General features: G+C 33.9%; 10 protein-coding genes. All 10 read right to left on the bottom strand.

Annotated elements, in window-relative coordinates:
- Positions 1 to 9: 9 nt before the first annotated feature.
- Positions 10 to 3,294: a TonB-dependent receptor gene (locus tag AACZ49_RS11515; protein ID WP_339654843.1), complete on the bottom strand. Its 3,285-nt coding sequence runs from the start codon at positions 3,292 to 3,294 to the stop codon at positions 10 to 12.
- A 430-nt stretch (positions 3,295 to 3,724) separates the two neighbouring features.
- Entirely contained in the window at positions 3,725 to 7,060 is a 3,336-nt protein-coding gene (locus tag AACZ49_RS11510; RefSeq protein ID WP_339654840.1) for a VCBS repeat-containing protein, read from the bottom strand.
- A 178-nt stretch (positions 7,061 to 7,238) separates the two neighbouring features.
- Positions 7,239 to 10,796 (bottom strand): FG-GAP-like repeat-containing protein, encoded by a 3,558-nt coding sequence (locus AACZ49_RS11505; protein ID WP_339654837.1) that lies wholly within the window; start codon positions 10,794 to 10,796, stop codon positions 7,239 to 7,241.
- Positions 10,797 to 10,906: 110 nt separating this feature from the next.
- Positions 10,907 to 12,643 (bottom strand): RagB/SusD family nutrient uptake outer membrane protein, encoded by a 1,737-nt coding sequence (locus AACZ49_RS11500; protein WP_339654834.1) that lies wholly within the window; start codon positions 12,641 to 12,643, stop codon positions 10,907 to 10,909.
- A gap of 56 nt (positions 12,644 to 12,699) precedes the next feature.
- On the bottom strand, positions 12,700 to 16,011 hold the full coding sequence (locus tag AACZ49_RS11495; RefSeq protein ID WP_339654831.1) for a TonB-dependent receptor: 3,312 nt from the start codon (positions 16,009 to 16,011) through the stop codon (positions 12,700 to 12,702).
- Positions 16,012 to 16,419: 408 nt separating this feature from the next.
- Positions 16,420 to 17,604, bottom strand: coding sequence for a class I SAM-dependent methyltransferase (locus AACZ49_RS11490; RefSeq protein ID WP_339654828.1), 1,185 nt, complete (start codon positions 17,602 to 17,604; stop codon positions 16,420 to 16,422).
- A gap of 7 nt (positions 17,605 to 17,611) precedes the next feature.
- Positions 17,612 to 18,712, bottom strand: a complete 1,101-nt coding sequence (locus AACZ49_RS11485) for an AI-2E family transporter (protein ID WP_339654826.1) — start codon at positions 18,710 to 18,712, stop codon at positions 17,612 to 17,614.
- A 3-nt stretch (positions 18,713 to 18,715) separates the two neighbouring features.
- Positions 18,716 to 19,366: a DUF4159 domain-containing protein gene (locus AACZ49_RS11480; protein ID WP_339654823.1), complete on the bottom strand. Its 651-nt coding sequence runs from the start codon at positions 19,364 to 19,366 to the stop codon at positions 18,716 to 18,718.
- 83 nt (positions 19,367 to 19,449) lie between these two features.
- Positions 19,450 to 20,157 carry a 16S rRNA (uracil(1498)-N(3))-methyltransferase gene (locus AACZ49_RS11475; protein ID WP_339654821.1) on the bottom strand — a complete coding sequence of 236 codons (708 nt, stop codon included), beginning with the start codon at positions 20,155 to 20,157 and terminating at the stop codon, positions 19,450 to 19,452.
- Positions 20,158 to 20,173: 16 nt separating this feature from the next.
- Complete coding sequence (gene tsaD / locus AACZ49_RS11470; RefSeq protein WP_339655076.1) at positions 20,174 to 21,199, bottom strand: tRNA (adenosine(37)-N6)-threonylcarbamoyltransferase complex transferase subunit TsaD; 1,026 nt, start codon at positions 21,197 to 21,199, stop codon at positions 20,174 to 20,176.
- Positions 21,200 to 21,211 lie beyond the last annotated feature (12 nt).

Below are 21,211 nucleotides of genomic sequence, written 5' to 3'. Positions count from 1 at the left end.
GCATTTAAATTAGTTTAAAGTAATGTTAAGCCCCATTAAGAAGGTTCTTGACACTGGTAAGAACCCACCGTCATAACCAAGGTTTGTATTGTTCCCTGTTTGAACTTCAGGATTTAAACCTGTGTATTTGGTAAACGTAGCCAAGTTCTGACCTTGAATGTATATCGATGCTCTTGAAATTCCTCCAATACTAGAAAGAACTTCCTCAGTAAAGCTATAGGTTAATTGTACATTCTTAATTCTAAAAAAACTGCCATCTTCAATAAAATAAGAGGATGGTCTACTGCTAATTTGGTCATTTGCATCCATAATTGGAACAGTAGCGTTAGGATTTGCTGCAACCCATTGGCTTACAGGAGCTGTTGGGTTTGTTGGTTGCCAAGCATTATATAATGCACGTTTTGAACGGTTACCTTGAAAGGTGTTGAAATCTGCAAAATATCGTACATAATTGTAAATGTCGTTTCCTTGAGAACCATTACCAAATATATTTAGTGCTAGGTTTTTATAGGAAAAGTCAAGGTTAAGACCATAGGTAAAGTCTGGATGAGGATTACCAATTACAGTACGGTCATCATCATTTATTACACCGTCATTATTAATATCCGCCACCTTTAATTTACCAGGTGCATTGTAAGCACCATATTCTGGCCATGCATCTGCTTCAGCTTGCGACTGGAAAATACCCACTGTTTTGAATCCATAAAAAGAAGATAATGGTGAACCTGCCTGAGTTACCGTTAAGGCTGGTACCCTTCTTGAGCTTCCAAAAAATCTAGTGTCTGCACTTTCACTTAATTGATCTACGTTGTTCGTATACTGTGATAGGTTCGCATTAACGCTATATCCAAAATCACCTTTTTTATCACTGTAGCCCAAAGAAAAGTCAATACCTTTATTCGTTACACCACCTACATTAAATCGAGGCTCATCTGCTTGACCTGCGGTATAGGTAACAGGAACTTGAAATAGCATATCTGTAGTTACACGATCCCAAACGTCCATATTAAAAGTAACCTTATTGTCAAACATTACTAAATCTATACCAAAGTTATTAGAAGTAGTCGTTTCCCATTTTGCATTAGGGTTACCAAAAGCTCTGGTTGAAAACCCAATTGTTGGTGATCCTGTATTACCGTCAATAGGATAACCTCCTGTACCAATATCTGAACGAAAGGTTGTAAAGGCATTGTAGTCACCAATCTGTTGGTTACCAGTTTGTCCCCAACCATATCTTAACTTCATGTCATTTATCCAACTTACATCTTTTAGGAAATTCTCATCAGACATTCTCCAACCTAAGCTAAATGCAGGGAATAATGCACTACGAGCTGCCGATTGAAATCTAGAAGAAGAATCATTACGTAACGTTACCCCAGCAAGGTATTTGCCTGCATAGTCGTAATTTAATTTTCCAAATTGTGACCAAAGTGAATAATCTTGATTTACAAAACCGTAATTGGATGCTGTAGTTGCATTACCTAAATCTAAATAACTAAGAATATTGGAAGTTTCGAAAGCAAAACGCTGACGTCCGGCTCCAAAACGCTCTTCAAATTGTTGAATAGATTCTATACCGACATAAGCAGAAAAGTTGTGAACCTCATTGAAGGTCTTCGCATAGTTAATAGTATTTGTCCAAGTCCATTGATACTCATATTCTTCTCTTGCATTAGAGCTATTGATAAAGTTACCTTCCACATATTCTGGTTGCGGGCGACCTAAATCTCTTTGTCTTAATGCCCGAACATCAACACCAAAGCTTGATCTTACACTTAATTCAGGTGTGATTTCATAATTAGTAAACACATTTCCTAATAACCTTAATCGGAATGTTCTATCATCTTCGTTTCTCTTTAAAGAGGCATAAGGATTAAAGTTGTTTCCTAAGTTTGCCCCTCTACTACCCGCAAAGTTACCGGCTATGTCATAGATAGGTAATAATGGATGGTGTTTGTAGCCTGCAGAAACAGCATTTTGCTCTTCATCATTGTTGAATTGCCCTTTTTGATTATCAAAAGAGGCTGTAAAATTCTCTCCTATGGTAAGCTTGTTGTTTAAGCCTTTGAACTCGGTATTGGCACGTAAAGAAATTCTATCATAACTGGTGAATTTGGTGACATAGTCAGCAGAAAAATATCCTAAAGAAAAGGAATACCTTGCTTTTTCAGTCGCACCAGATGCATTAATGTTATGACTTTGAATTGGAGCCGATTGTGTAACCGCTTTCCACCAATTAGTGTCTGCCGAACGTGTAATGGCATATATATTTCCTTCCTCTAAGGCATAAAGGTCTGCGCTTGTGCCTGCATCGCCCTCATTGGCACCACTAGGAAAAACATAATCTGGGATAGTTACTTCTCCATTTGCACCAAAGGTATACTGACCATGGCCAGGGGTTTTACCAGCGTACAAATCAGCTAAATATAAATATTGCCCTAATTCACGTGCATTTAAAGCTTCTACATCATTAGCTGCAGTCTGCGTACCATAATAGGTATCATAGGTGATTTTTGGAGCACCCATTTTACCCTTTTTAGTAGTAATAATTATAACACCGTTACCCGCTCTAGATCCATAAATAGAAGCAGCGGAAGCATCTTTAAGAATTTGCATTGACTCGATATCATTTGGGTTTAAGTTAGCTTGCGCTTGTGTAGGCACACCATCGATAATATACAGCGGGTCGTTATTGCCAACGGTACCAAAACCACGAATACGAACAGTAGCTTCACCACCCGGTCTTGCATCGTTTATGATACTTACACCGGCAGCTCTACCTTGTAATTGCTGTGCGAAAGTTGTAGCAGGTGTCGCTAAAAGCTCGTCTACATCTACAACTGAAACTGCACCTGTTAAATCTTTTTTGGCTTGGGTGCCATAGCCTGTAACCACCACCTCATCTAATCTGCTAGCATCTTCTATTAAGATGATGTTGATGTTAGTGTTTCCATCAACTGCTACCTCTTGGGTTTTGTAACCGATGTAACTAATAACCAAAGTAGCGTCACCTGGAGCTTCAATAGTATAGTTTCCGTCAAAATCAGTTTGTGTTCCATTGGTTGTTCCTTTTACCAAAACACTTGCGCCAGGTAATGGCCCTGTTTCATCTGAAATTGTTCCTGTAATTGTAGATTGAACGAAATTTGGATTAGCACCATCTACAGTGGCTAATTTTTTATTTGCGACCATGTTTTGGGTGCAAATACAGGCTAAAATCAATAAGAATCCATTGATGAGGATAGAAAACCTTCCTTTGGATTTTACCGATTTGAAATCTAGTTTTTGATTCATAATAAGTAGTTGTTTAGTTAATTATTCACTTATTGCATATTCAATATAGTGTTAATGAATATATAATATTGTTATAATATTAGTTAAAATAATAACAAAAAACTAGTATATTATTTAAAAAATAACTATATGTTGTTTGTGGGTCTTTAATTGTTATTAGTCGTTTGATTGATGTTATATATCTTCAAAAATGGTGGTTACTGGAAAGACTATTTTAGTTTAATTTGTAATTATTGTATGAAAAATGAATTTAAAACTGGAGCTATTAAATATAAAAGTAACTTAAAATGAGATGATTATTGATTTAAGGTGATTACAAAATGTATTAATACTATTACACTTAACCTATACCCAATAAAATTCTAGGCATCGGTTAAGTGTAGAATGAAAGTACTTTGATAAAAAAAATAGTCTTTTAAAATTTCACTATTTATCTCTTTTGAAATATTTTAATAGAATCCCTGTTTTGCGATGCAATATAGTATGGAGAATTACTTTTTATGTTTTTAACAGTGATAATACTTTTAGAATCTCCAGGTACTAAAAATCCACTTTCTGAAGTAGGTAGAAACTCAAAGTTTCCATTATTGTTATTCGTCAATAATCCACCGTTAAAAGCATCATATCTTCCAATGAAAACCTCATTGCCATAATTGTTGCCAACAAGTAAAATGTCTTCTTTTTGGTCATTATTATAATCTAATGTTACCATTCCATTAATTGGTGAAACTTGGGCGTCTGTAGGTAGTGGACTATATTTAAAGGTACCATCGCCTAAGTTTTCCATTATGATACTTTTGTCATAATTGCCAATTAATTTAGTTGAACCTTTTAATTCATCCTCATTAAATAGATTTTCAATCGTTGCTTTTGAATATGATTTGAAGGTGTTGTATTTGGCTCTAAAAATAGGACTTTGACCATTTAGGTCTCCCCAAAAATTTACAGGAAAAGAATTATATGTTGGGTTTATAAAGCTATCCTTGAAATAAGCGAACATAACGGGGTCTATTGTACCATTATTATCGAAATCTTTTGCAATAACAGTAACTGGTCTTTCAAAAGATGGTTGGTGTAGATTGTTCGCACCTATATTTCCTACTATGAAATCGATATCGCCATCATTGTCAATATCTGTTTTAATAATTCTTTCCCACCATCCCAATAGCTCTTCAACTCCCGTATGTTGTGTTCTTTTAAAACTTGTTAGGTGGTTTTTGAAAATAGTTATGGGCATTAATTCACCAACAATTATTAAATCATCATTTCCATCTAAATCAATATCTGCCCATAAGGCATCGGTTATCATTCCTAAATTTTTTAGTTCTGGCGCAATTGCATCAGTTACATCTTTTAAATTTCCATTTACATTTTTAAGTAAATAACTTTTTTCTGGTTTTGGATATTGAGAATAAGGAGTTCTACCTCCAATAAAAAGATCTACATAACCATCGTGGTCATAATCAGTTGTGACTACAACTGAACCACTTGCATTGATAGTAGGTAATTTGTCTTTAGCAATATTGAAATTACCGAGACCGTCGTTGATCAGTAATCTGTCTGTATATTGTATGTTTTCGGGATTAAATTCATTACTTCCAGAAACTAAATACATATCTAAATCCCCATCATTCTCCAAGTCGAAAAGAGCAATACTTTCTTCTTCATATTGCATATTTCCCTCATCAATAAACAATGGTTGTTGATTGAATTTACCTGTTGTGTCTTGTAGAAATATTTGAGGTGAAAATCCGGCAGAGCTACCAACAATAAAATCTTCGGTCCCATCACCATTAAAATCACCTTTTGCCAAACATGGACCATTTTGGGTGAATTTATGCGGTAAAATACGCTGTACATTATAGTCGATAATATCTTTTTCGTTATGTACATATTCAACACCAATCAATCTTGATACTTCTTTAAAAATGGTATTTTTTTTCTCATCTACTAACGGAAAAGTTAAAGCAGAAAAAGAAACATTAGCAGCGTTAGAATGTTCTAGTGTGATTATTTGATTTCCTTGAACATCTATAAGTTTTTGATATTTTCCATCGGGCCATAAAATTTCTAATGAGCTTACTTGCTTTTTGTCTCCTAATCCAAAATGAATAATATCTTGAACAGTGGACATGTAGCCTCTGTATGTTTGATGTTCTTGAAATTGAAAAGTATTATCTGAAAATCTAACTACAACTTTGGATCCAGTTTCAAGTGATTTTGTAGAAGGCCCAATCAAGTTAATGTTTAAATAATTATGATTTTCATTCTTTTGCTGATCAACATTGTTCCTAAATAGGAGCGCTTGGTCATTTATATTGTTAACAATATAATCTAAATCACCATCATTATCTAAATCGGCAAATGCTGCACCATTAGAAAAAGATGGTATACCTATACCCCAACTTGAACTAACATCTGTAAATGTGTTGTCCTTATTATTCTTAAAGGCATAGTTAGGTATTTTAATTTTTGGAATTGAATCTAAAATTTGGCCCGGTCTTAAATAACGACTCACATTAAATTTGAATTCACCGAAATCTAAATCTGTAATATCTCTTGGAAAACCATTGGTAATAAGCACGTCTTTATAGCCGTCATTATCCATATCTACAAATAAGGGAGACCAGCTCCAATCAGTTTTTGCAACACCAGCCATCAATCCAATTTCACTATAGGGAATACCATTGCCATTTCCTTTTTGAAGCATATTTCTAGTATACTGATACTCATAATCAAATCTGTCATTTAAAATGTATTCTGTATACTTATGATTGGATAAAGTGGTTTTTAACCTTTGGTTTGTTTCGCCAAGCATATCTAAGGTTATGATATCTAAATGGCCATCATTGTTAAAGTCAGATATATCATTTCCCATAGAGAACTTACTTTGATGTTTTATATTCTCTTTAATTTGATTTTTAAATGTTCCGTCTTGGTTATTGATATATAGAATATCATTTGTTAAGTAGTCATTGCTAATATAGATATCGGGCCAGCCATCATAGTTTAAATCGGAAATCGCAAGACCTAAGCCATAACCTTCTATGGTTATACCTGCTTCACTTGTTACATCTTTAAATGTCCCATCACCATTATTTCTATATAACTTATCATTACTTAATGCTGATCCGTCGGTTATTTTCTTTCTATAATTGGCAGGTAGAACATGTATATCTACATTGTTTAAAACATATAAATCTAATAGACCGTCTTTGTCATAATCAAAAAAAGCTGCACCCATACTATTGCCTGATTCTTCCAAACCATATTCCTTAGCCATGTTTTTAAAATGGGGCACATTATTTTTATCTAAACCTTGATTTATGAATAGGAGATTTTTTTTATCTTCTTCTTTAGTTAGCATGGCAGAACAAACGTAGATATCTAAAAAACCATCATTATTTATATCAGCTAAAGCAATACCTGTATTCCATTTGTTCAGTGCTTCTATGCCCGACTCTTTAGAAATATCTTTAAATTTAAAATCTCCCTGATTTAAGTATAATTTATTGGCAACTTGATTTCCACTAAAAAAAATATCTGGCTTATCATCATTATTAAAATCACCTACAGCAACACCACCACCATTAAATATGTATTCGCTTGTTAGGATGTTGAAACTGTCTGTTTCAACAATTTTATTATTGAATTCTATTCCAGATTCAGAAGCTGGTACAATTTGGAAGAGTGTAGAGTTGTTTTTATCGCATGAAATAAAACTACTACTTAATAATAGAATTGTTACAGCAGAAAAGACCCGCATACATTTTGGTTTAATTTGGTTACACCTTTAATTGACCTTTAAAATAATATAAATTAGAATACTACATGATTGTTTTTAGTACTTATTACAAGTAAGAGGTTATCTTGAACTACCTATTAACTCAATTAAGGTTGTTTATTTAAGGTTTTTTTTAAATGGTACTTAATTATCTGCTAATTTAAAAAGTAATATTTCTAGTGTTTTCACCAGTGTTATTGTAGAATTTGATTTGTGTAATTTTATCATTAATTAAAATATTTTGTGTCGATTGTGAATTAAAACTATCACCCCAATATACTTCTTGAATTCTTTTTGAGCCATCCCTAAAATTTATGAGAGCCTTGACTTCGTCTGGTTTAAATTTTACAAGTTTGCTGGTTCTTTTTTTGATATACTCATGCGTTTTTAATGAATCATTGTTTTGAGAGGCAATAATTAATTCATTTCCGTTATTCAAATTGACATTTACTAAGGCTTTGGCATCACCAGGTACAAAAAAGTGAGTTTCGTTTAATGACAATGTGGTCATCTTTAAATTGCCTTCATTTTTTAGTACCAGACCAACTAAAGCATCGGCCATGCCCTGTTGCACTTCCATACCAAAATCATTACCCACGGCCAAAACATCCAATAAATTATCATCATTAATATCCTGTACTAGTAGTCCATAAATAGGGGCGTATTGTAGTTCCATAGGAAGTGGGTGTATTTTGAATTTACCATTGCCTAAATTTTCAATTAGTGATGTTTCCATGTAGTTGAAACTAAGTTTGGTGGCATCATCCAATAAACCATCATTAAACATCTCTGGTAGGGTAGAAGCACCAAACTCTCCAAAAGAATTATATTTTTTTCTAATTCCCACATATTGTGTGGTAACATCTTGCCAAGGATGATAGAGATATTCCTTTTTAGTGCCAATACTGTCTCTTAGATAAAAGGATAGTAAGGGGTCAATTGTTCCATTATTATCTAAATCTTTGGCGTATAATCGAACAGGTTGGTTCTCTGTTCCTTGAAAATTTATATTTCGCCCAAAATTACCGGCTATATAATCGGTATCGCCATCGTTATCCAAATCACCTGCAGATAGGCTATTCCACCAACCAAGTTTATTTTGAATACCAGAGTTATCTGTAACTTCAATTAATTTACCTTCTCTGTTTTCAAAAAATCGTAGTGGCATCCATTCCCCTGCCAAAATTAAATCTGGCCAAAAATCATTATTGAAATCGGTCCATAATGCATCACTAATTAGTCCTGGATATTCAAGATTAGGATTTATTTTAGTAGTTACATCAACAAATTTAATTTGATTTCCTTCAGATTGATTTTCAAAAATATAAGACCTATCTGAAGAAGGGTAGGAAAATGGTAATACTCTACTACCCACGAATAGATCTAAGTCACCATCTTTATCAAAATCAGCTGCTTTCACACTAGTTGAATTTGTATTAACATCGGGTATGGCAGCTGAAGAATCGGAGAAATTACCTTTACCATCATTAAGTAAAAGCTTATCTTTATAAAGTTCATTACCTGAAGGATATTGGGCGCTACCCCTGGCTAAATATAAGTCTAGGTCTCCGTCTCCATCAGCGTCAAATAATAAAGAGCTAGAATCATCTTCAAGCTTTTCCTCGCTTTTATAGGAGACCATAGTTTTAATAAAGGTGCTTTCAGGTGTCTGTAAGAACCAAGCCTCATCTTCACCTCTACTAGCGGCTATAAAAATATCCTCTAAATTATCCCCATTAATATCTCCAACGGAAATTGAAGGGCCAAATTGAGAAAATTTGTGTGGTATAGTTCTTTGAAAATTAAAATCTATAAAGTCATTATCCTTGCTTAAAAAGTTTAAACCTAAACTTTTTGAGGCCTTACTAAATAAAGGAGTATTATTCTTATTTGAGATTAGATTTGAAGGACTATAATTGTAACTGTTGAGTTTATTGATTGTAGGATTATGTTCAATTTGTGTTTTTCCATTAGGCCAAATGATTTTTATACTGTCCACCTTTTTTATTTTTCCAAGTCCAACATGTAAAGTTCTCTCTGGTTGTGATAAATACCCTCTGCCTGAAAGTAATGATTGGCGTTGTTGTTTGTTGTCGTAATAAGTTATGATCGTACTGCCAATTGCCTCAGGGTTTTGTTTGTCTCCTATAAGTTTTATTCTAAGAAAATTGTCATCTGGGGTTAACTCATTAGAATGGTTTTCCAATAATAAAACAGGGTCATTAATGTTGTTTATAACCAAATCTAGGTCTCCATCATTATCTAAATCTCCATAAGCTGCTCCGTTCGAAAAAGTACCGAAATTCAATCCCCAGTCTTTTGTGACATCTGCAAAACCTTTTCCTTCCATATTTTTAAAAATAAAGTTTGGAATCTTAATTTCAGGAATTGCGGCGATTAAAGTTTGTTTACTTACCAATCTGCTCGCAGTAATTCTAAAATCACCAAAATCACGATCGGTTACATCTTTAGGAAAACCATTAGTTATCAGTAAATCTTTCCATCCGTCATTATTATAATCTGCAAATAGGGGAGCCCAGCTCCAATCGGTTTCTTGTATGCCATAAAACATTCCAATTTCACCGAAAATAGGCAAGTCGTTTTCAGGATTTATACCTAGATTTTGTTGTAACGTATTTCTAGTGTATTGATGCTCATATAAGTATTTTCTTGTAAAAATTTCTTTTTGATAACTGCTTGGTCCTTGAAATAATTTTTTTCTTTTATTGTAATAAGGTTGCATTTCTGTAGTGAATATATCCATTCGTCCATTATTGTTGACGTCGGTAATATCACTACCCATAGAAGATAGACTAAAATGTTTAAATATTTCACCGGCTTTATTGGTGAAAGAACCATCTTGATTATTAATATAAAGTAGATCGTTACTTAAAAAATCATTGGCAACATAAATATCTGGCCACCCATCTTCATTAAAATCATTAATCAAAGTACTATGGCTATACCCATGGTATCGAATGCCTGCTTTTTCTGAGACATCAATAAATTTTCTTTGGTTTAAACTATCTATAAAAACATTCTCATATAAAATATCTTTACTTTTAGAAGTGCCATCATCAGTTAATGGGCTAAACTGATTTGGATTAATACCCTCAATTCGGTTAACACCAATAAATACATCTAAATCACCATCATTGTCGTAATCAAAAAATTGCGCATGAGAAGAATAGGTCTGATCATCTAATCCATATTTTGCAGCTTCTTCTTTAAAAAGAGGAATATTTACTTCATTATTTCCTTGATTAATATATAATAGGTTTTTTCTTTGTATACTATCTTTTCTAAACGTATTGCAGATATAGATATCTTGTAATCCATCTAAATTAATGTCTAGAATTGTAATACCTGAGGACCATTGTAAAGTATCGGTTTTACCAATCTGCGCTTCTTGGCTAATATCCCTAAATTTTAATTTTCCTTCATTTAGATATAATTTATTGTCTACTTGGTTACCGGCAAGAAAAATGTCTTCAAGACCATCACCATTAATATCGGCAATAGCAACCCCGGCACCGTTATACACAAATTCATTGTCTAATATGTTGATTGAATCGTTTTCAAACAATTGATTGCTGAAATTCAGGCCTGATGCATTGGCATTAATTATTGTGAACAATGTTTTCTGTTTCTTCTCACTACATCCTAAAAGGATAAATAGAGATAAAAAAGTAACAATTTGAAATTTGGAATTCTTCATTTTTCTTTTGGAATATACTTTTACAAATATGCAAGAACCTTTAGGAATTAACAAAAAAAAGGCTACCAATTATGGTAGCCTTTTTATAAAATATTGAAAGCTTTAATTTATTAATACCCTGGGTTTTGTGATAAAATATCAGCACCTGTTATATCAATTTGAGATTGTGGTATCGGTAAATATTCATTTTTACCACTAGTAAAACTAGCACCACCAAATTTAGTAATCAACAATGTTGATTCGTAATCTAAATATGCATTAAGTTCTTCTGAAGCAACACCCCATCTAACTAGGTCAAAGAAACGATGTCCTTCCCCAGATAGTTCAAGTTTTCTTTCGAAGCGTACAGCATCTCTAGCAAAATCAGCATTAGGGAATGAAGTATATTCGGAGATAACATAATTTGCAGCATTATCAGCTGAATCATATTCTTTCACCCAATATTCTGAGTTTGCAGCTCTTCTTCTTACTTGGTTTACATAATCTAAAGCAGTTGCCAAAGAACCTGCTTCTACTTCAGCTTCTGCAGCCATCAATAAAACATCGGCAAAACGAATGATAGTGTAGTTCATTGTTGCATAACCACGTGTCCAAGAACTACCATCAGTAAAGCTGTTTTCTTGGCTTCTGTAATAGATATATTTCTTAGGAGAGTAAGGGCCTGCATAAGGTTGGCTACGGATCCACGCTTTACCTGGGTGTTCGATCCAATCTAAATAAGGAATACCTCTTCTTCCAATTGAATGGTCAATTCTTGGGTCTAATGGACCTGCATCTTCAACAAACGGGTCATCTGCTTCCAAACCATAATCATTTTTAACTGCATTTGCTGCGCTATTATATGACTTATCCAATAATGGTAGTCCATCAGCACCAGTTCTAAATGAATTTGCCATTTCAAAACTAGGTTGAAAGAAACCACAACAGTTACCAGGACCATCAGGACCTGTATTGTAAGGATAGTTCAAATCATCAAAAGCGTTAGCATTATTAACACTACCTGTGTTGTTGGCAGATTCTACATCAAAAACAACCTCTGAATTATTGTCATTTTCAGCATTATAAATTTGTGCATAATTATCTAATAACGCATACTTTATACCATTTGACGTTACTCCATTGTCTATAACATCATCGAACCAAGTTTTGGCTTCGCCAAATTTTTGTTGGTATAATTTAGCTTTACCCATTAATGCTGCTGCTGCCCATTTGTTAACACGACCTGCACCATTTACGCCAGGAAGGTTGTCGTAAGCATATTGCAAATCAGCTTCAATTTGAGTCCAAGCGTCACCATTGTTAGAAAGTGTTGCCAAATCTTCTGGCGCTACTGTTTCATCAAAAACAACAATGTTGTTAAAATGTTTTTTAAGATCAAAATAATAATGACCCCTTAACATTCTAGCTTCACCTGAAAGTCTTGCGGCGTCAGCAGCTGACAACTCAGTTGAGTTAGTTATTGCAGATAAAACTTTGTTAGCTCTACTTACCCCTTCGTATCTACCTCTCCAAAGATTGTCTAAGTCACCGTTTACTGGATTGGTTTCGTATCGTTGAACAGGATTTATGGTGCTATAATCTCCCGCATCCGTTCCTTTATTAGCTTCTCCACCAAGAATAGAACCTGTTACCCAATGGTTAGGACCTTCAAAACGATTGCCAAAAACGCCATTAAGTGCAGAGTATGTACCGATTAATAAACCGTCAATACCGGCTTTGGTACTTACTTGAGCATCTGCAAGGGAGTCCGTAGGGGCTACTTGCAAAAATTCATCACTACAAGACATCGATGCAAGCAGCAACGCACCTAGTAATAACGATGGTTTTTTAAATTTAAATGTTTTCATAGTTTACTTTTTCTTAAAGTTACTAATTATTGTATTATTATTTTATTATAAAACTATTAAATACCTATTTCTAAGGTTATTGCATAACTTGGAGTAACAGGGAAGTTACCTACATCTACACCGAAGTTTGTATCCGGACCAGCAACTTGAGGATCAAGACCGCTATAATTTGTAAGTGTCCAAACGTTATTCGCAGATAAACCTACGTTTAACTTTCTAAGTCCCATTTTGTCAACCAACGCATTATCAAAATTATACCCAATACGCAATTGAACTAATCTTAAATAACTACCATCTTCTACATACCAAGAGTTAGAAGCACCACTTGTACTTAAGTTAGAAGCACTTTCCCAAATTGGTGAACCAGCATTATTGCCTAATTCAGGAGTCCAAGAATTAAAAGCTGATGTACCTTTTGCAGAACCTTCAAAAGTACCAAAGAAATCTCTAAACCATTTAGTTTGGTTAAAAATTTCGTTACCAACAGAACCATACCAGAAGGTTTGGAATTCTAGGTTTTTATAACGTAAGATTAAATCTAAACCACCGGTAAAATCAGGAACAGCACTACCTATTACCGTTCTGTCATCTGGGGTAATTGCACCATCACCATTTATATCTTCATATCTGAAACGACCTAATCCTTTACCATCTTGCGCTGGAGAGTTGGCAACTTCATCTGCACTATTAAAATAACCTAAAACATTATAGCCAAAGAACGTAGAAATAGATTCCCCAACAGAGTTACGAATTGGTGCAATACCTCTAAACGAAATGTTATCACCAAAAGCATCAATACCTGGTGCCAAAGCTGTAATCTCATTTTTAAGGAAAGAACTTGTACTATTCACTTCAAAAGAAAGATCTTCGGTAAAGTTACCTCTACCAATAATTTGAAAATCTACACCTTGATTGCTCATACCACCAATGTTTACAGAAGGAGCGGAAGCATAATTACCTGATACACCAGGTAGTGGTACTTGGTATAAAAGATCTTTAGTATCCTTTTTCCACCAATCTAAAATAAATTCTAATTTATTGTTGAATAAAGAAAGATCGAAACCAATGTTGGTAGTTACAGAAGTTTCCCATTGTGCATTTGGGTTACCGATTCTACTAGCAGCAAATCCTTCATTGGCACCACTATTTTGGCCATCGATTGGATAGAACGTATTACCACGGTCAGAAGCAAATAAAGAATATTGGTTATTTGGTGATACGTTGGAATCACTACCCATTTCACCCCAACCACCTCTAATTTTTAAATCAGAAATAACGTCTTGGTTTTGCATGAACGGCTCATCAATAACTCTCCAAGCAGCAGAAACCGCAGGGAATGTTCCGTATCTTTTATTTTCACCAAAACGAGAAGAACCATCACGACGAAGAACACCGGTTATATAGTACTTTTCATTAAAATTATAATCTAATTTACCAAAAGTAGAGAAGTACGTAGATCCTTTGAATTGATTACTGTTTACATTCGGACTTTGCACTACTGTTAAACTTTGGAAATCTAAATCTGTAGAAAATGGATTAATACCATTACCAGAAATATTTCTTCCTCTTCCAGTATTCAAGGCTTCTATACCACCAAAGGCCGTAATTTTATGTTGACCGAATAATTTTTCATAACTAAAAGTATTGGTAAATGTCCATGAAAAAGCATAACCACTACCTTCACTAAAGGAGTTACTTGCTTCAGGCTCAGAATCACCTAAATATTTGTAGTTATAATCTACATAATGATAATTTCCGTAACTACCACCAAGGCTAGAACGTAAAGTCAATCCTTCAAGTGGTTTTACTAATGCATACATATTACCGAAACCACCAATGTTATATGATTTGTCATCTCCATTGTTCAATTTTAATCTTCTAACCGGGTTTCTAGGGTTGTTGAACCCTGCAGCTTTAGTACTAGCAAAGCTACCAAAATCATCATATACAGGAATAATAGTTGGCATTCTAAAGGCAGATAAAACTTCAGACTCATCATCTGCTGATTCTACACCACCGTTACCACCTGCAATACCAATTGCTGATCTATAAGTAACTTGAAAATTTTCACCAATAGATAACCATGGCGTAACATCCCACTCAGAGTTGAAACGCGCAGCATATCTTGAAAATTCTTGCCCAAGAACTATACCATCTTGGTTTTGAGCAGAAACACCCATGTAAAAACGGCCATTTTCGTTACCACCATCAAAACCTAAAGAAACTCTACTTGATGGTGCAATTCTTGTAATTTCCTTGTACCAATTAGTACCTTGTAAATTGGGTCTAATTAAGAATGTGTTACCAGGATCAGCCTCATAAGCAGCTCTTACGGCAGCTAAATCAACATCACCGGCACTAACACCGTTTTGGCCATTTGCATGCAAATAGTCCGGTAAGCTTGGTGTTGCGTTCGAACCATATTGAGGGTGCGTATATTGAACAGCAGTACCATTGGCAGCTGCATTATTCTCATAGGCAATATGTGTATATCTAGCCATGTCTAATGGGTTCAATTGATCTGGTGAACCAGCAACATTTGGATCTACAACACCACTATTAATGTTCAAGGTCATGGAAGTTTTCCTTTTAGAACGAGATCCTTGTTTCGTAGTATAAACAATAACCCCGTTTGCAGCTCTTGCTCCATAAATGGATGCAGCGGCTGCATCTTTAAGTACTGTAGCCGATTGAACATCGTCTGGGTTTATAAAGTCAACATTTAATGTTGGCACCCCATCTACAACATATAAAGGGGCGTTGTTTCCAAAAGAGTTGAAACCACGTACCCTAATTTGACTAGTAGTACCTGGTTGACCGTTTGTAAGAACAGTTACACCAGCTACCCTACCTTGTAATTGTTGTTCAATGTTACCAGAAGGTACAGCAGCCAAATCTTCAGCAGCTACTATAGAAACAGCAGCTGTAGTTTCACGTTTAGTTTGTACTTGATAACCTGTTACTACTACTTCATCTAAAGCAGCAGCATCTTCGGCTAAAGAAGTATTCACTACCGATTGACCATTAACAGCTACTTCTTTTCTTTGAAAACCTAAATAACTAAATACTAATGTAGCACCCGGTTCTACATTTAATGTATAGTTACCATCAAAATCTGTTTGAGTACCGTTAGTAGTACCCTTTTCTACCACATTTGTACCTGGTAGTGGTGTTCCTAAATCATCTGTTACAGTACCTGTAACTGTTGATTGTACTGTTTTAACCTTTTCTTCATTCGAAGTGCCAGTCATTTCATTTGCTTGGACCATTTGGGCTCCTAAGCAAACAAGCATCGATAAAATCCCTGATTTAAAAAAGGAAGACCTTTTTTGGGATTTGATCGACTTGTAATCACGTTTTTGACTCATAATCGTTGTTGTTTGTTAGTTTAAATTAATTAGCGTGTTTTTTGACTTTTAGAATTATTTAATGAAGCTATTAAATGTTAAAAAAATCAAAATCCGGTATAATAATAGCAATTTTAACGCATATATAGATAATTCAATTGCGATATTTTATGAGATCTTTAATTCTATTTAAGGTATTTGTGTTTAAATAATTCTCTTAAAGTTACCGTAATTGTTGATGTATCAATAATTTAGGTCTATTTGAATTCAGATATCCTTATGTTAATAATTTTAACATCTTAAGTTTAATTTGTAGTAAAAAAAACACAAAAAATGACTTTCTAAATCGTTGTAGTAGTAGCATAGATCGAAAAATAGTTCATGAATTAAGAGCTAATTGAGTTGAAAAATAGAGGATATATCACCAAGTTATTCGAAGATTTGGGTGCAATTAAGCACAATAAGTTTTTGATCTTTATCCGTAGTGAAAAATAGATAGGAATTGCCGCCATCTTTTAGGTTAAGTTTTTTTCTAATTTTTTCGACAGAATCAGGAAAATTTCTTGTAGAAATATTAGCCTTTGAAATAGCTGTTTTTTTGAAAGATTTTTTAGTGTAGTCAAGAATAGTTAATATTTTAAATACGCGGCCTGGAAATGAAATTAATTTAACTGAAGTATATAAGTGTGAGTTAGAATGTATTTTGTTTAAATTATAGTAGCTACCTACATATTCAAAAGAGCCAGATTTTAAAATAGCAGCATTTGGCTCATACAAATATTCCAATGGATAAGAATATTTGGATATTGCAGACTGTTCTTGTTTTAAATGAAATTGAAAAGTTTGTTCAATTTCATTTTTAAAATTTATTGTTTTTATTAGCGGTTCTCCATCGTAATTTTTTTCTAATAGCCATAGTATTTCTTTTACATCGTTGCCTATCGCCACAATATGTATTTCTTTTACATTTTTTAATTGTTTCAATCCGTTGTTTAAATCAAGCAATGGACCTGTTTTAATTAGAATGTTATTTGACTTGGTAAATATGAAATTTAAATGCTCGTTTACATCAGGTTCACAATCGGATAAATAATATACTTTATTATTATTCTTATCTCGTCTTGAGGGGTCTAGGTAAATCCAATCAGATGTAAGTGGATAATTCTTTAGAAATGATATCCCATCTGCTGATATACACTCAATGTTCGTTGCTCCTAACTGAATGAAATTATAATGTGCAATAGCAGATAATTCTTCATTTTGTTCAACATGAATTACTTTGTTTATGTTTTTGCTAAAAGCAAAAGAATCAATTCCAAGACCAGCAGTAATGTCTATTAAAGATTTACCTTGTACCAATGTAGATTTATAGTGCGCAGCTAATTCAGATGATGTTTGTGAAAGATTAAGTTTATTGGGGTAGAAGATGTTTTTTGTTGCATACCAAGTTGGTAGCTTTTGTTTCGCCTTTGATTTAGATTCTATTTGCTCTACAAGCTCCTTAGACGTTACTTCCGCAAAAGGTGATTTCTTTAAAAGTATCTTATGAATATCAGTAGCTAGATTGTCATTGATAAACAGTTGTACTTCATTAGATAAAATTTTAAGATTCACTTAAGTTCTATAGATTTTGGGTCAATGATTTAACGATTTGGTTCTCTGATAGAAACTCCTTCATAATAACCTTTATAGCAGTATAGCCTGGTACTGCCACAATCATACCTACCACACCGAAAAGTAAACCAGCGATAATAATAATCAAGAAAATTTCTAAAGGATGAGATTTTACACTATTTGAAAATATGAAAGGTTGTGAGAAGAAATTATCGACCAATTGCCCAAGTAATAATCCTAAGATAACATAACCTGTTTTAGGAAGTATTACTTCGCTAAAATCAAATCCTAAATTACTGGTCATGGTTAATGTCAGCATCATAACACCGCCAATAATTGGTCCGATGTACGGTATAATGTTAAATAGTGCACAAAGAAAAGCTATGACTACAGCATTTTCAATGCCAACTAGTAGTAAAACTATGGTGTAAATGACAAATAGAATGAATATTTGAAGCAGTAAGCCAACGAAGTATCTAGATAATAGAGTGTTTATTTTTTCTATTGAATTTGTAGTGCCCTGCTTTTTAGTTTGAGGAATAAATATTAATAGTCCATGTTCAAAAAGCTTTCTGTCCTTTAGAAAGAAAAAAGAAATGAAGAGTATTGAAAATAAGCCTATGCTAGCAGAGCTTAAAACAGTTAAGAAAGAATTTAAAAAATTAGGAATGAACCCTATGTCCAAACCTTCTAGAATATTTTTCTCTAAGCCTACATCGTCAATTACATCTTTAACGATATGCGATGAAAGCCCTAGATAATTAGTAATTTGATGGTATAATTCATTAAGACTTTTTTGTAATTCATCAATATCAAGAAGAGAAAGATTTTTACTTTGTTCTGATATCAGTGGAATGAATAAAGCAAAAATGCCGGCTAAAACCCCAACCATTATCAGCATGGTAACAATAACAGCTAGAATATTAGGGAATTTAAGTTTCAACCTTAAGAATAGAACTAATGGTCTTCCAATTAAGGCGACAACAGCGGCGATGGCCAAATATGCCAATACTGAACGTATGGTGTATAGAAAATAAAGCAATAGAGCAACACCAACTATGATGCCTATGGCTCTTAAGATGCCTTTTGAGATAGTTTTTGAAGTCATTAGTTAACTTTTAAATACATAGGTAATAATGTTAGCACCCATTTTTAGTGCTTTCTCTCTTATTTCGGCAGAATCGTTATGTACGGTAGGGTCTTCCCAACCATCTCCTAAATCTGATTCTGAGGTAAATAACAATACAATTCTATTATTAAAAGTTATCGCGAAAGCTTGCGGGCGTTGGCCATCATGCTCATGTATTTTGGGTAAACCTTGTGCAAATATGTAGTTATTTGAAAATAAAGGATGATCGGCTCCAATTTCCTCTAGATTAGAATCTGGAAAAAGTCTTTTTATTTCTCTGGTGATATATGGTTTCATACCATAATTATCATCAATATGAAGAAAACCACCAGCTAAAAGATAGTTTCTTAAATTTTCTAATTCTTCTTCAGTAAATACTACATTACCATGGCCTGTCATATGTATAAAAGGATACTGGTAAATAGAAGAACTGCCAACCTCAACAGTTTCAGGTTTATTGCTCAAAGAAGTTCCTATATTGTTATTGCAAAATTTAATTAAATTGGGCAATGCAGTAGGGTTGGAATACCAATCTCCACCGCCTTGATATTTTAAAATGGCTATTTCTTGTCCCTTTAATGAAAGGTTTGACATTAAAATGAAAAAGATGAGTAGGCGAATAAATTTTCTCATAATCAAATCTACGAAATTAGTAGATGAAAAATTATTAGAGTATTATTTTCAATATGTTGCATAGTCATCGATAGATATTTTAGTTATCCATTATTGATGGAGGCAATAATGGTACATGCTACAACGGCAGCAGTTTCCGTTCTCAATCTAGTTTTGCCCATGATAACTGGTGCATACCCTTTTAACATTGCACTTTTAATTTCATTAGGCGTGAAATCACCTTCAGGACCAATTAAAATGGTTACCTCTTGATCGCCAACAACGCTTCGCTTTAGTTCATGACGCTCACTATCTTCGCAATGCGCTATAAACTGTATACCGGTAATTGGTTTTTCTAAAAAATCTGATAAACTAATGGGTTCATTTAATTTTGGCAAATAGGTTTGTAGTGATTGCTTCATAGCAGATTCTATAACCCTTTGCATGCGGTCTAACTTAAGTATTTTACGTTCAGATCTGTCACAGATTATTGGGGTAATTTCATCAACACCTATTTCTGTTGCCTTTTCTAAAAACCATTCGAAACGGTCGTTCATTTTTGTAGGTGCCACCGCCATATGAAGCCTATGTGATTTAGGAGGTGTTTTTTTTGAAGATATGAGTTCAACCTCACATTTCTTAATAGAATCATCTATAATTTTGGCCTCGAATAAATATCCTTCACCATTTGTAATCCATAATTCATCACCTTTTCTTTTTCTAAGAACTTTGATAATATGTTTGCTTTCATTGGTGTCGAAAGTAAAAAACGTATCGTTGACTTTCACATCAGAATTATAAAATAGTTGCATACAATTTTCAGTTAAATCAAGAAATTAAATATCTCGCTTTTGCGGTTATATCTTGCTGAGCAAAAACTTCATTTTTATATTTATAATATCCAACTATACCAATCATGGCAGCATTATCGGTGCAATATTCAAACTTAGGGACATAGGTTTTCCAACCGTATTTAATTTGAGCATCCACTAAAGCTTTTCTAATGCCTGAATTTGCAGAAACTCCGCCGCCTATAGCTATCTCTTTTATACCTGTAAGTTTAACCGCTTTTTTAAGCTTTCGCATTAAAATAGTTATAATGGTATATTGAATGGATGCGCAGATATCATCAAGATTATTTTCTATAAAATCTTGATCCATTTTGGTTTGTTTCTGTATGAAATATAGGATGCTGGTTTTTAATCCACTGAAACTAAAATCTAGTTCATTCACCTTAGGAATCGGAAATTCAAATTTATGCGGATTTCCCGTAGCTGCATATTTGTCAATTAAAGGTCCGCCAGGGTAGGGTAAGCCTAGAATTTTAGCGCTTTTGTCAAAGGCTTCGCCAACGGCATCATCTAAGGTTTGGCCTATGATCTTCATGTCAAAAAAATCATTGACCTGCACAATTTGAGTATGTCCACCACTAATCGTTAAAGCCAAAAAAGGAAATTTAGGCGGCTTCATACTTTCTTCGTCAATAAAGTGTGCAAGAATATGGGCTTTCATATGATTTACCTCTATAAGAGGTATTTGCAAACCTAACGACAAAGACTTTGCGAATGAGGTGCCTACAAGTAGAGATCCCATTAAGCCAGGTCCTCTTGTAAATGCTATGGCTGATAATTGTTTTTTATCGATATTTGCTTTGGCTATTGCTTGATCGACTACGGGGACAATGTTCTGTTGATGCGCTCTTGATGCCAGTTCTGGTACAACCCCTCCATATTCTTTGTGAATTGCTTGGGTAGCGACAACATTACTAAGCACTTTATCGTTCATTAAAACTGCCGCAGAAGTATCATCACAAGAAGATTCTATAGCAAGTATATAAATTGGTTCGTGTTCCAACATATTTGGAAT

Source organism: uncultured Maribacter sp. (assembly GCF_963975365.1).
Classification (GTDB): domain Bacteria; phylum Bacteroidota; class Bacteroidia; order Flavobacteriales; family Flavobacteriaceae; genus Maribacter.
The sequence above is the reverse complement of the archived record's forward strand: the minus strand, read 5'-3'. Positions and strand labels throughout refer to the sequence as shown.